Source organism: Acidaminococcus sp., assembly GCF_050873445.1.
Lineage (GTDB): Bacteria > Bacillota > Negativicutes > Acidaminococcales > Acidaminococcaceae > Acidaminococcus.
The window spans coordinates 1-13,046 of record NZ_JBNMIU010000059.1; the positions used below are offsets into that span (position 1 = coordinate 1).

At 53.3% G+C, this 13,046-nt stretch carries 14 protein-coding genes and 2 pseudogenes; 1 reads left to right on the forward strand and 15 read right to left on the reverse strand.

Annotated elements, in window-relative coordinates; translation table 11 throughout:
- Positions 1 to 126: 126 nt before the first annotated feature.
- A pseudogene (locus ACR0QW_RS09510) lies at positions 127 to 903 on the reverse strand (phage portal protein); the annotation flags it as partial.
- Positions 904 to 1,026: 123 nt separating this feature from the next.
- Between ACR0QW_RS09510 and ACR0QW_RS09515 the strand changes: the two are divergent.
- Positions 1,027 to 1,479 (forward strand): helix-turn-helix domain-containing protein, encoded by a 453-nt coding sequence (locus ACR0QW_RS09515; protein ID WP_014128926.1) that lies wholly within the window; start codon positions 1,027 to 1,029, stop codon positions 1,477 to 1,479.
- Between the two features lie 35 nt (positions 1,480 to 1,514).
- Here the strand turns inward: ACR0QW_RS09515 and ACR0QW_RS09520 are convergent, their stop codons facing one another.
- The 14 genes and pseudogenes from ACR0QW_RS09520 to ACR0QW_RS09585 all read right to left on the reverse strand — a co-directional run.
- Complete coding sequence (locus tag ACR0QW_RS09520; RefSeq protein WP_279127574.1) at positions 1,515 to 3,116, reverse strand: terminase large subunit; 1,602 nt, start codon at positions 3,114 to 3,116, stop codon at positions 1,515 to 1,517.
- A 78-nt stretch (positions 3,117 to 3,194) separates the two neighbouring features.
- Positions 3,195 to 3,638: a DUF7698 family protein gene (locus tag ACR0QW_RS09525; protein ID WP_045172480.1), complete on the reverse strand. Its 444-nt coding sequence runs from the start codon at positions 3,636 to 3,638 to the stop codon at positions 3,195 to 3,197.
- Between the two features lie 146 nt (positions 3,639 to 3,784).
- The gene (locus ACR0QW_RS09530; RefSeq protein WP_432643435.1) at positions 3,785 to 3,964 is read right to left on the reverse strand and encodes a hypothetical protein; all 180 of its coding nucleotides are present in this window, start codon (positions 3,962 to 3,964) and stop codon (positions 3,785 to 3,787) included.
- Positions 3,965 to 4,136: 172 nt separating this feature from the next.
- Positions 4,137 to 5,033, reverse strand: coding sequence for an amidoligase family protein (locus tag ACR0QW_RS09535; RefSeq protein WP_432643436.1), 897 nt, complete (start codon positions 5,031 to 5,033; stop codon positions 4,137 to 4,139).
- Positions 5,034 to 5,133: 100 nt separating this feature from the next.
- A complete protein-coding gene (locus tag ACR0QW_RS09540; protein WP_432643437.1) occupies positions 5,134 to 5,367 on the reverse strand; it encodes a DUF4314 domain-containing protein in 234 nt (77 codons plus the stop codon).
- Entirely contained in the window at positions 5,351 to 6,157 is an 807-nt protein-coding gene (locus tag ACR0QW_RS09545; RefSeq protein WP_118287224.1) for a virulence, read from the reverse strand. The genes ACR0QW_RS09540 and ACR0QW_RS09545 overlap by 17 nt, the downstream gene beginning before the upstream one ends.
- Before the next feature lie 88 nt (positions 6,158 to 6,245).
- Positions 6,246 to 7,502, reverse strand: coding sequence for a site-specific DNA-methyltransferase (locus ACR0QW_RS09550; RefSeq protein ID WP_427774515.1), 1,257 nt, complete (start codon positions 7,500 to 7,502; stop codon positions 6,246 to 6,248).
- A gap of 144 nt (positions 7,503 to 7,646) precedes the next feature.
- Positions 7,647 to 8,174, reverse strand: coding sequence for a P27 family phage terminase small subunit (locus ACR0QW_RS09555; protein WP_343299405.1), 528 nt, complete (start codon positions 8,172 to 8,174; stop codon positions 7,647 to 7,649).
- Positions 8,175 to 8,333: 159 nt separating this feature from the next.
- Complete coding sequence (locus tag ACR0QW_RS09560; protein WP_432643438.1) at positions 8,334 to 8,720, reverse strand: HNH endonuclease; 387 nt, start codon at positions 8,718 to 8,720, stop codon at positions 8,334 to 8,336.
- 127 nt (positions 8,721 to 8,847) lie between these two features.
- Positions 8,848 to 9,279 (reverse strand): hypothetical protein, encoded by a 432-nt coding sequence (locus tag ACR0QW_RS09565; protein ID WP_432643439.1) that lies wholly within the window; start codon positions 9,277 to 9,279, stop codon positions 8,848 to 8,850.
- A pseudogene (locus ACR0QW_RS09570) lies at positions 9,276 to 10,630 on the reverse strand (SNF2-related protein). Before ACR0QW_RS09570 ends, ACR0QW_RS09565 begins: the two are co-directional and overlap by 4 nt.
- Entirely contained in the window at positions 10,627 to 10,923 is a 297-nt protein-coding gene (locus tag ACR0QW_RS09575) for a VRR-NUC domain-containing protein (protein WP_432643440.1), read from the reverse strand. The pseudogene ACR0QW_RS09570 and the gene ACR0QW_RS09575 overlap by 4 nt, the downstream one beginning before the upstream one ends.
- Complete coding sequence (locus tag ACR0QW_RS09580) at positions 10,913 to 11,476, reverse strand: hypothetical protein (RefSeq protein WP_427774520.1); 564 nt, start codon at positions 11,474 to 11,476, stop codon at positions 10,913 to 10,915. The genes ACR0QW_RS09575 and ACR0QW_RS09580 overlap by 11 nt, the downstream gene beginning before the upstream one ends.
- Positions 11,477 to 11,709: 233 nt before the next feature.
- The coding region (locus ACR0QW_RS09585; protein ID WP_432643441.1) for a YfjI family protein at positions 11,710 to 13,046 on the reverse strand (1,337 nt) is incomplete at its 5' end.

The window sequence follows — 13,046 nt, forward strand, 5'->3', positions numbered from 1 at the left end:
AGTAACTTACCGCTTTCCTGTCGTGCTATGTTCCCGTATCAGCTTTCACTTTGCGGTAAGACAGGTCAACTCACCCATGATTGTGGGTGGTAGTACCAAACACTACTATCAATGACGCCCATCTGGGCGCACGCCTTCTTCCAGGACGGCCACTTTGCCGGCATTGCTGCTGCCACCAAACTGGGACTGCCAGGCTTCCCGAACCCGCTGAGGATCTTTGATGGTCCCCGGATGCTCCAGGACGCCGCTGGGAGAGGCCCCATTGGCGAAAAATTTCGCCCCGAACTCCTCGCAGGCGATGGCCATGCCGATGGCGTTCTTGGCCATTGCGATGGGAGAATAGCCCACCAGGCCGTCAAAGCCAAGGCCGGGAATGTGCATCACGTTCTCCTTCCGGAGCCGGACCGTGCCGTATTCTTTAATTTTTGGGTTTTCGTCTGTGGCTTTGGTATAGAGATAGTAAATCTCCCCATCCCCATCCCGGCACACTTCCATCCGGTCCGGCATCAGGGGATACAGGGCTACCACCTGCCCCCTGCCATTCCGAATGATCTGGGCGAAGGCATTGCCCCACAGAAGAAGATGGGTCATGAGCGTCTCCCGGAATACGAAACTTGTCATCTCCGGGTTAGGGGCATCGTGAAGAAGCCCCGCAAGGGGATGCTGGAACTCCCGGACTTTCCCGTTTCCTTCCCGGTTGTACCGGAAGAGATGGAGGGGCAAGCCTGCGATGGATTCTGAAAGGACCCGGACGCAGGCATAGACTGCCGTCATCTGCATGGCGGACCGTTCATTGACGGCCTTCCCGGAAGAAGAGCCGCCAAAGAAGAACCAGTGCCCGCCGCCCAGAAGGCTGTTTCTGGGCTTGTCCCTGGATTTGAAGAGTTTGGAAAATAAATTCATGAAAGACTCCTTTTATTTTTTGGCAACCGACTTTTAGTCGGTTTTCCCATTGACGACTCGATTTCGCGTCTAGTGACAGAAAAAAAGCCTTGTACTATGCTTGCTAACAGGAGGTAATGTGATATGAAATTTGGAGAAAAGATTAGACGCTATCGAGAAAACAATAACCTGACCCAAAAGGATCTAGGGGATCAGTTACATTTAACAGACGATGCAATCTACAAGTGGGAAGCTGGGAAAAGTTTCCCAGATGTCCCTATGCTTCGAAATCTTGTTGAACTCACAGGCTATGATGCTGAAACTCTGACAAACGATAACCGTTCTATCGAAGCCTATTACGGGCTTCCCGTTTCTGCTAAAACGTTCTTGTATGAAAAAACGATCAACGCAAGAGATTCAGTTCATGAAATCTATGATATTGGGTTACGAAAAGGAGTAAAATTACATCGTTTTACAAACCGCGGTGGAGAAGAATACTCAGCCATTTACTGTGGTTCAAATGAAATTTTTTCTTGTCCACGAAAAGAAGAAAAGGAAATGATTTATTACTGGAACACGAACGAAATCAATTTCTAAACGTAAGCCCTACTCACAACGAGCAGGGCTTTTCTCTATACAAAAAGCAGTCCCCGGGAATCGTAGACACTCTCGTGGGCATTGTTCCCGCACCGAATGGCCCGATCCAGGCCCATGATGGTGGCAATGGCCCCGTCTATCTTTTCCGTGGACTTTTCCTTATCCGCCTTGATGTTTCCGGCCGGATCCCTCCGGATGTAGATGTTATCCATCATCCATCGAAGGACGGGATGCCCTCCATGAGCAATTCGCTGCTCCAGCGTGAGCTTCATAAGCTCCTTGGTAGGAGGGCTCATGTCCTTGAATCCCTGTCCGAAGGGAACTACGGTAAAGCCCATCCCCTCCAGGTTCTGGACCATCTGTACCGCGCCCCACCGGTCAAAGGCGATTTCCTGGATATTGAACCGTTCACCCAACTTCTCGATGAACTTTTCAATATACCCGTAGTGGATGACATTGCCTTCGGTTGTCTGGATGAATCCCTGCTGGGCCCAGATGTCGTACATCACATGGTCCCGCTTTACCCGAAGGGGCAGGGTTTCTTCTGGCAGCCAGAAGTACGGCAGGATGCAGTACTTGTCCTGGTCGTCCAAAGGAGGGAACACCAGCACGAAGGCTGTAATGTCCGTGGTGCTGGAAAGGTCCAGGCCGCCGTAGCAGATCCGTCCTTCCAGATCCTCCTCCCTCACCGGGAAAGCACAGGCATCCCACTTGTCCATAGGCATCCACCGAACAGACTGCTTCACCCATTGGTTCAGCCGCAGCTGACGGAACACATTCTCTTCGCTGGGTGTCTCTTTGGCCGATTCACAGGCCGCCTTCACTTTGTCGATCCCTACCGTGATTCCAAGGGATGGGTTGGCCTTCTTCCACACTTTCGGGTCGGTCCAGTCATCCTGTTCCGCAGCCCCGTAGATGACAGGGTAAAACGTGGGGTCATGCTTCCGCCCTTCCAGGATGTCCATGGCCTTCTGATGGACTTCATAGCAGATGCTGTGGGTATCCGTCCCGGCTGTGGTAATGAGGAAATACAGGGGCTGCATCCGGGCATCCCCGGAGCCTTTGGTCATTACATCAAAAAGCTCTCGGTTGGGCTGGGTATGGAGTTCATCGAACACCACCCCGTGGATATTAAACCCGTGCTTGGAATAGGCCTCTGCCGAAAGAACCTGGTAGAAGCTGTTGGTGGGACGAAACACCATCCGTTTCTGGGAGGACAGAATCTTGACCCGCTTGCTGAGAGCCGGGCACATCCGGACCATATCGGCCGCTACTTCAAAAACGATGGAGGCCTGCTGCCGGTCTGCGGCACAGCCATAGACTTCGGCCCCTTCTTCCCCGTCCCCGCAGCAGAGCAGGAGTGCCACAGCTGCGGCCAGCTCACTTTTCCCCTGCTTCTTGGGGATCTCGATATAGGCTGTGTTGAACTGCCGGTAGCCATTGGGCTTTATGGTACCGAACAGATCCCGGATGATCTGTTCCTGCCAGTCGATGAGCTCGAAGGGATGGCCCGCCCAGGTTCCCTTGGTGTGGCACAGGCTCTCAATAAAGGCCACGGCATAATCCGCCAATTCCTTGTTGTAGGTGGACGTTTTGGCCTTAAACTTTGTCGGTTTGTATTTTTTGAGTTTCCGCATGGGTGCTCCCTCCTTTCTTTTTACTGGGTATAAGAAAAGGAGCCCGGAGGCTCCTTGGTTCTTGCTGTCCCCCGTTCCTCAAAGGCTGAAGAGGAAGGCGGGGATTCTTTCGTATTCGTTGCTCATGAATTTCTGGCCGGATCCGTAGATTTCGGTCATCCCTTTCAATTTGCAACCCAGCTGGGTAAATTGCCAGGCTACCTGGACGGCACTGGACCAGGTGGAGGAAAAAGTGAATTCTTTCACCCCAAATTCCCGGAACACTTTGAGGATCTTTTCCGGTTCCTGGTAGGTTCCGGAAAGGTCCAGGAGGCTGTTGCCGTGCTTTTTCATGTCGCTGTAAAGCCGCATCATGTTCCCGAAGTCTTCCCCTTCTGCCTGGACTTCCTTCACCAGTTCCTGGTAGGCATCCCGGCAGGCCTGCATGGTCTGGGCATCCCCAACCTTTTCTGCTGCATCGAACTTCTTTTCCAGTTCCTCGCTGCGCCCGTAGAGTTTTTCCATCATTTCCATCTTTGTCATTTTGTTTTCCTCCTTGTGGTTGTGTGCTTTGCCTTTTGGCATGTACATATATCACTCTAAAAGCAGATAATAGCAAGCAAATTCTGTGTATTTATTCATTTTTTCTGGAACAGGGGCCTTTGCTTGGCCCCTGCCCTTCCCCTGTTTTACCGGAACTCGATGGTCAGCATTCCGTTTCCCATCCACCAGGTACTTTCTTCATTCGGGTCTTCTAAAAAGGCTTTCTTGGCTTCCCGGATCATTTTGTTCACGTCGGCCTCTCCGTATATTTCACAGGCTGCTTTCTTACTGATTTTCTTGGCGTCCAGGGTAATGATCGTTCTCATGGGTATTTCCTCGCTTTCATGTGCTTTTTGCTTTTGGGGGCTGTCCCCTTTGGCATGTACATTAATCACTCTAAAGGCACATAATAGCAAGCGAATTCTGCGTATTTATGCAAGTATACAAGAAAGAAGAACAGGGCCTTACGGCCCCTTCCCCTGCCTGTGGCTACCGCCTTCAGGCGGCGTTTCTCCAGGCGGAATTCCCGGTGAGGTGTTTTAGCATGTGGAGCCGGCAGGTCTTGAATTCTTCCCCGATAAGCCCCAGCCGGAGCATCCAGCACCGGAAGGCGTATTTCTCGTTGTCCGTCTCCGTCTTTCTGGCGGAGGCTTTCTTCTGGGTCAGTGCCTGATGGGCCACCGCCAGACAGAACTGGATGTATGCCTTGATTTCCCCGGCGTGGAGGGTGCCGTTGAAAAGCCGGAATTCCACCGTCCCTTTGGTGAAGGTGGCGTGGAGGTTGAGCCCGTGGTACCGGCTGTTGTTGTAATGTTCATCCCGACCAAAGGGTGCCTGGATGTACCAGATGTCGGCAAATTCTGCCATGGTTCGGGGCTGCTTCTTGTTCAGTTCCCAGAGGAAGGTTTCATCTGTCTTCTGGCAGTATCTGGCTTCCCGGAGGGCGTCGATCTGGAGGGCATGGTAGATCATATCTTCCTTGCTGGCCACCAGGTTTACCAGGTTCCGCAGGGTTTTCGGGGTGAACTTCTCAGCTCCCACATGGATGTGAATCCCGCAGGAGGTGTTCACCAGGGCCCCGGCTTTTCTCAGGGTCCGTACCAGTTCCTGCAGCTTCGGGATGTCGTCGTAGGAAAGGATGGGGCTTACCACTTCCGTCCGGTAGTCCCGGGTGGCGCCCTCGATCTGGCCGCCCACCTTTCTCTGAGGTCGGATGCTGGAGTCGCTCATGGCTTTCCATGTCCGTTCTTGGTTATCCAGGGCGGTGTAGGTATCGTAGGCTCCGCCTTCATAGGTGCCCCGTCCTGTTCCGAAGAAACCGGCCATCAGGTTGGCAGCCTTTTCTCTCGTAATCCCCGTCATTTCCATTTCAATTCCGAAGTGCAGTGTTTTCATCCTTCTCGTCATCCTTTCGCTAGGTTTGTGTGTTCTTTGGCATGTGTATATATCACTCTAAACGCACAGAATAGCAAGGGATTTTGAGAATAATTATTAATTATTTCGTTTCTTTATTCAGTTTTTGCACCTCATCCACCCCATGGATCACATTAAGGTGGGATCCGTTGTCCCAAACCACCAGGAGGGACCCTATATCATCTACGCCGGTCACCGTGCCTTTCGTACCCAAAGGCGGTGCCTGGGGATCGTCCATCCGGGTAAGGCGTACCCGGGTTCCGGGAGGGTATTCCTGCTGTAGAAATTCCAGCAGCTCTTTATTGGGAAACCGCATCTTTTTTCCCTCCGTTCCGGAAGGCCGCTGACCCACTGAGCTTTTCCAGCAGGATCTTTCGGCAATCCTTGTATTCCTTCCCGATAAAGCCCAGGCGCAGGAGGAAACACCGGAAGGCGTATTTCTCGTTGGGGACTTCATGTTCTTTGGCCGTGACCCGTTTGGCGTTCTTGGCAAACTGGCACAGGGCCTTCACCAGTCTGGAGTAGGCTTGGACCTTGGCGCCGTCCGCTTCGTGGAACCAGGGGAAGTTGATTTTCCCTTCGCTGCGGATGATGGTCAGGTCATCCGTCCCCAGGGCCTTTTTGAAAAGGCCGGCTTTAGAGGCCACCAGGTTCTGAAGTTTCTCGAAGTCTTCTTCCGTGAAATCGTCCGGAAAGGAAATGGTGAGGGTGTCGACTTTCTCAGGAGTTTCTTCCGGTTCCTGGGCTGTTTCAGGTTCCGTCCCTTCTTCCAGTTCAGCCGTTTCCTGGGAAAGTTCTGGTTCCGGGTTTGCATCCGGTTCTGCCGTTTCCTTTACGGGTTCTTGTTCCGGAGTTTCTTCCGTTGCTGCCTGTTCTGCAGCCGTTTCTTCTGGCTTGAATCCTCTGGCTTCCAGTTCTTTTACCACCTTCTGGAACAGTTCTCCGTCTTCACATTCCATGGCACCGTTTTTCCACACCATAATGCTGCCGATCCGGTAAGCCTTGGTGGGAAGAAAAAGGTACTTTGCCTTTTCTCCCGTAATGGCGCTGATGGCCTGGACCAGTTCTTTTCTCGCTGCACCTTGTCTGTTGTATTCGACCTTCATGATTGGTACCTCCTTAGGGTATTTTGGTACTGTTATTAATCACTCTAAAGGCGAATAATAGCAAGCAAAATGTAGCCCTTTTTGTTCTTTATTTTTCTCCGCCCACAACTTCCTGGTAGGTGTATGTTTTCCCATTTCGCAGGACGGTCACGCTGTCCTGCTCCCCTTCGTGGGAAGCCAGGTACCGCTTCACCGCCACATCCACGAACTTGGGTTCCAGCTCCACCCCATAACAGATCCGGCCCAGCTGGTCGCAGGCCATGAGGGTGGAAGCAGACCCCAGGAATCCGTCCAGCACCACCCCGTTGATCTGGCTGCTCAGCTTGATCAGATAGGCCAGCATGGGCACCGGCTTACTGGAGGGGTGCCCGAAACCGTCCTCTTTGCTGTTCTTGATCCCGTCAAACTCAAAGACTGCTTTCTGTTTCTGGTCCCCGTACCAGTTGTGTTTTCCGTCTTTCCGCCACCCGAAGATAATGGGTTCCATGTTAAACTTCCAGTCGGTGCGCATAAAGGGGGCCTTGGGCTTTTTCCAGATCAGGCCAGCTCCCACTTTGAAACCGGCATCTTCGAAAGCGTCGTAAAAGACCCGGGCCTTCATGGTGGCGTAGAACACATAGATGGAGGCGTCCGCCGCCATGGCATCATGGAAGCAGGTGAAGGCCTTTTTCAGGAACTCGTACCCTTCCTGGTCGTTCAGATCATCGTTCCTGATCTTCCCAGAAGTACTCCGGAGGTTGACCAGGTACGGAGGATCCGTCAGGACCAGGTTTGGCTTTACTCCATCCATCAACTGAGCATAAGTTTCCGGCTTGGTAGAATCCCCGCACAGGACCCGGTGCTTGCCCAGCTGCCAGAGGTCCCCGGCTTTGGAAAACACCGGCTTCTGCAGTTCTTCTTCCACGTTGAAGTCGTCTTCTTTGGCTTCTGTTTCTTCATCGAAGATATGGGCGATTTCGTCATCGCTAAAGCCGGTGAGGCTCACATCAAAGTCCGCTCCCTGGAGGGATTCAATTTCCACCCGCAGCATTTCTTCGTCCCATCCGGCATCCAGGGCCATCCGGTTGTCGGCCAGGATATAGGCTTTCTTCTGGGCTTCGGTAAGATAGTCCACCAGGACGCAGGGCACTTCTTTGATCCCTTCTTCCCGGGCTGCCATCACCCGACCATGGCCGGCAATGATGTTCTTGTCCTTATCGATGATCACCGGGTTGATGAACCCGAATTCCCGCAGGCTGGCCCGGAGCTTGTTAATCTGTTCCGGGGAATGGGTCCGGGCGTTATTTACATAGGGAATCAGCTCATCGACGGGGAGGAGCCTCATCTCTTTGGTTGTTTTCTCCATGCCATGTTTCTCCTTATAATCGCAGCAAGCCCCCTGCGGGCACCGTTCAGGTCCCCACAAAGGGCTTGTCCTCGTAATGTTTTGATCTGTTGTTTGGTGAGGGGATATCCCCTCAGCCGGGAAATGAATTCTCTTGCTGTCATGCTATACCTTCCGCGACCGCAGCAGCCGTTCCATCACGTCATCCTGGGGCGTGTTGCCGGCAAACTCCACGGAGCAGTTTTCCTTCACCACCTGGTAGATCTGATACCAGATCTGGTTCACCTGCTTCATGTAGTTCTGGCCCATGGTCACGTATGGAGAAGCAATGGCCGCATTGGTGGTGGGGTGCTTGGCCAGAAAGCCATATTCCGAAATGGCATGTTCGCACTGGATCCACCGGGACACCGCCATGGCGTACTGGCTGATGAGCTGAGGGCTTACCAGTTTCTCGCAGTGCCGGGCCTTCAGCCACAGCCAGGTTTCCCGGTAGATTTCTTCCGCCTCCAGCTTCCCGCCGTTCCGCTGCTTTTCCTTCATGTAGGCTTTGGGTTCCGGCATATCTTCTCCAGATAGATCCGCCCCTTCCGGCAGGTCCATCACCTTAAGAGGCCGCTTCCCCGGATTGTCCGGCAGCTTGTCCAGAAGGGCCCTGGGTTTTCGACCCTGGCCGACCCGCAGTCCCCCTCGCATGGTTCCGTCTTTGGCTATTTTTCACACCCCCTTATTTCCATGGGTCAATACCCTTTTTGAATACGCGTTTTTTTCGTGCGTGACCCCTCGCCCGTTCTGGCTTTCCGGGCTTCCAGAGATTCATACGCCCCCTGGGTATATCACTTTGTTTCAGATTTATCATTCTGATAGTCCACTTTTTCTTGTGACTTTTTGGTGCCATCGATCTCCTCTTTGGGCATGAATCCTTGCGTGACAGGCTTTGCATAGGGCAATCAGGTTGTTCCAGGCATGGGTGCCGCCTTCCGCCAGCGGTTTCTTATGGTGAACTTCTTCCGCCACCACATACCGGTCATGCTTCAGACACAGTTCGCAAAGAGGATGGCTGGCTACGTAAGCATCTCGGATCTTCTTCCAGGTCCGGCCGTACCGTTTTTTACTCACAGGACTGCGTTCATACTTTTCGTACCGCTTGGCGATGATCTTCTGATGCTTCTCACAGTACCGACCGTCCGTCAGGTTCGGGCAGCCTGGATAAGAACAGGGGCGTTTCGGTTTTCTGGGCAACGCTGCCACCTCCCTTCGGGCATGAAAAAAGCCTTGTAGGATTCTTATATCCCGCAAGGCTTCTCTTTATTCCCTTTTCTGGTGATTCTATCATACCACGAAGGGGCTGTTGAATTCTAGTGCATTGTTACTGCATTTTACTGCGCTCCTCCAAAATTTTTTCAACGGCCGCCACCCCATCACTGTGGACGGCGTAGATCCACCGGATCCCTTTGCCCATGCTCCGGGCAATGTCCTCCCAGGCATCGAAGTGGATGTACCGGTCCCGGAGGACCAGCCGCTGGGCTTCGTCTTCCACCCGGTCGATGACCTGGCCAATCTCATACTTCAGGTCCACCAGCCGGTCCACTTCCCGGTTGATTTCCTGCTCCCGCTCCCAGATCTTCTCGATGGTCCGGACGAAGGGGGCTTCCGTGGGCCGGTTGGGGTTGTGGCTTTCTTCCAGCCCGGCTGCTGAGATGCCCAGGCAAAGATGCCGGAGCTCGGCCACTTCCCGAAGATTGCTCTCTATTTTCTTATCCAGGTAGAATCCCTGTTGCAAGTACTCTTTCGCGTTCATGCTTTTCCCTCCAAATCCGCTTTGACGGCTTCAATGAGATCCGCCTGGGAACTGTCTTTCTTCTCCAGGGCCTTCAGGATCCGTTCGTCCATGGTGCCTTTCGTCACAATGTGCTGGACGATCACCGTCCGGCTGGTTTGTCCCTGCCGCCAGAGCCGGGCCACCGTCTGCTGGTAGAGTTCCAAACTCCAGGTGAGCCCGAACCAGATCAGAATGGACCCGCCCTGCTGCAGGTTGAGGCCGTGCCCGGCAGAAGCCGGATGGATCAGGGCCACCGGGATCTTCCCGGCGTTCCAGTCGGCAAAGTCCCTGCTCTCCTTCAGTTCCCTGGCTTCCATCCTCTGACAGATCCGTTCCTTGTCATGCCGGAACCAGTAGGCCACAAGGACCGGCCGGCCATTGGCGCTTTCCACCAGGTCTTCCAGGGCATCAAGCTTTCGGTCATGGAGATGGATGGTCTTTCCGTCATCGGTGTAGATGGCTCCGTTGGCCATTTGGGTCAACTTCAGCGTAAGGGAGGCCGCATTGGCTGCCGTCACCTCGCCTCCCGGCAGTTCCAGCACGAGAGACTTTTTGAAGTCATTATACCGCTTCCGCTCCGAGTCCGAAAGATTAACCTCGGTTTTCACACGCACCAGGTCCGGCATCTGCAAATAGTCTGTGGCCTTCATGGACACGGTGATGTCCGCGATCTTTTTGTAGATGGCGTCCTCTGCTTCCGGCAAGGGCTTGTAGGAAAACACCACCATCCCGTTCCGTTTGTCCGGCTGGAAATAGGTGTTCCGGTACTGGCTGATGTATCTCCCCAGCCGCTCTCCCATGTCCAGGAGCCGGAACTCCGCCCACAGGTCCATAAGACCATTGCCGCTGGGTGTCCCGGTAAGGCCCACGATCCGTTTCACCTTGGGCCGCAGGGCCTTCATGGCTTTGAACCGCTGGGCCTGCTGGTTCTTGAAAGAGGACAGTTCATCCAGGACCACCATGTCAAAATCCAGCCGGCAGTTCTTACAAAGCCACACCAGGTTTTCCCGGTTCACGATGTAAAGGTCCGCTGGCTTCTGGAGGGCCCGCCTCCGTTCCGTCACGGACCCCACGACCACGCTGCAGGTCAGGTCCTTCAGGTGGTCCCACTTCCGGATTTCTTCCGGCCATGTATCTCTCGCTACTCTGAGGGGTCCAACGATCAAAACCCGGTGGACTTCAAAGGAGTCATACATCAAATCCCGAATAGCCGTCAAGGTCGTCACCGTCTTGCCGAACCTAAGCCCATATCCAGCAGGAGAGCCGTCACCGGGTGGGTCTTGATGTACTCGATGGCATAGGTCTGGTATGCATGGGGTATGAACTTCATTGGGCATCACCTCCTTCCGCAATGGTCTCCAGCAGCCCGGGGATATCTTCTGTGGCATCCAGGACGAACACCTGGAACCCCAGCTCCCGAAGCATTTCATGCCGTTTCACCTGCAGCATCCGTGGTTTCTTCCCCGGTGCTTTCACTTCCACAAAGGCCAGCTTCCCACCAGGGAGAAGAACCAGCCGATCTGGCATACCAGCATATCCAGGGGAAACGAACTTCACAGCCAGTCCGCCTTTCTTCCTCGTTTCCGTCACCAGCTTTTGCTCTATCTGCTTTTCATTCTTCATGATTCACCTCCGGTATTGGGTCAACAAGATTAAATGCGGCGTAGGCGGCGGAGAGAAAGTTTCTGATGGGCTTCCCCTTATAGGTCCAGATGCACTTACCGCGGCACTTCACGCCGAGATGTTTCGGATTGCGGCGGCTGCGTCCAATGAGAATCTGCTCTCCGTGATAAGTGAGACGCCAGCCATGCGAGGTCTGCTCCCATTTGCGTCCTGGAAAACTGCGTTTCCGTTTGGAACGGTTCCGCATAAGCCGTTCCCGTTCCCTGGCGGCAAGGATATCCCCTTCCATGACTCCGGCGCAGATGCAGCCAACGGCTACATCCTCAAAGTAGTCAGGATGCCTCATCACATGCACAAACCGTACCTTCCTGCAGCCGCAGAGCTCACAGGTGTGAAGCGGCGCCTCCATGTCATCTTCTCGTACATCATAAACTTCCTGGCAATGCCATCCTGAGAGCGGTGCTCCCCATTCGCGTAATATTTTCTGGCTGCGGGCAAAATAACTTTTGTCCTTTCTGCCATCAGCCATTTTTTCCTCTGATTCATCACCCATAGTGTTAAAACCCCCGTATTTTCTGGCTTTCCGGGTTTTGTCCATTTTGTCTGTTTTGTCCCTAAATAAATATTTTTATATTTTTTAGTAGAATAATATATAGAGTAAGTAAGTACTTTTTACTTTTTTATAGTTTTCGGACAAAAAGGACAAAGCCGGAAACCCGCATGGTGCCTGCTCTGAGACTGACCACAAAAATCAGGACAACCTCAGGACAAAAGGACAGAACCCAGTCAATGCTCCTTCAACCAGGGGTTGATGGCATATTTGGGCAGTGGTGGCCTGCCCGTGCCTGAGTATTTCTGCGGTTTTTGCATGATGTACCCGTAATCCTCAAGGAAGTCGAGAACCGGCTGGATGCTGTCCACGGTCTTAAACCTCCGGCACATGCGCATAGCTTCCCGCCTGTCAAAGGCGGTGAGACGCCGCTCCCTGATTTTCTGGAGGATCAGGTTCCCGTTCTCGTACATGTCATTTTCCGGCAGGACGGAATAGGCGGCCTGTGCATGGTTAAGATAATATTTTCCAAGACGTATCGCATCTGACATGGTTTTCCCGGTGACGGACAAGGCATCCTGCACCATAAGAAAGTCATGGCTTTGGTAAACGGAAGCCCTGCAAAGGAGTCCGGATATGCGCAGTACATTGCCGACAAGCTTTCCGGCCCAGTCAGCCATTTCTGCATAGTCGTTTGTGAGCTTCGGCTCCAGCCAGTTTGCGAATGCTTCAAGCTCCCTGTCCGCTTCCGGAGAGAGTGTGATGGTCTGCGGTTTTTCCGGATACTCATCTTCCAGGAGATTCACCACAAGCTGTTCATAGCCGCGGTAGGTTTCGTCCGTCACAGCTTTACTCCGATACTTTCTTTTTCCCACTGACGAGACTGGCATGCTGTACAGGAACCTCGCCGTAAGACCGCGTCCCCGGAATGTGGTGTTGCTCAATACGGATGAGACCACGTTCGGCTGTGCCATCAGGAGGATCGTCAGTGCCGGATCCATAATGCTTTCACTCTCGCGCCCGATACGGTCCACTCGGATCGTATCTCCGGAGTACCCCTTCAGCATGACATCGATATTGACCGTCTTCGTATAGATACCGGAGAGGGTGTCGAAGATACCTCCTTCACTGGAAATGAGAGCTGCATGGCCGTGATTTTTGGCAATGACGGCTACCAGTTTTTCAGTGGTGATGTCATCCACATAAAGCTGCATGGGGCTTACTTCCTCAAAGTCAGCGGCCTCCTGTGCGATACGTTTCAGTTCTTCCGGTTTGGCATTTCCCTTGGCGACCTTGTCTTCGACTGCCTTCTGCCTGCGTTCCAGGACACGTTTCTGCATCTTCCCAGCCTCCACCGCAGCGGCATTCTGTTTGTTGTACTCGGTCTCGTAATCGTTGACCGGCTGCAACATGAGATGCAGGACGGATGACTTTCTTTCGGACGGCGGGGCAATTACAATCACATAAGTGTTGAGCGGCTCCACCCAGCCAGGCTTTCCCTGGATCCGGTATTTCTTCTGCAGACAGGTCGAAAGTACGGAAAGTACGATGCTCCCCGCCATATCCACAGGTG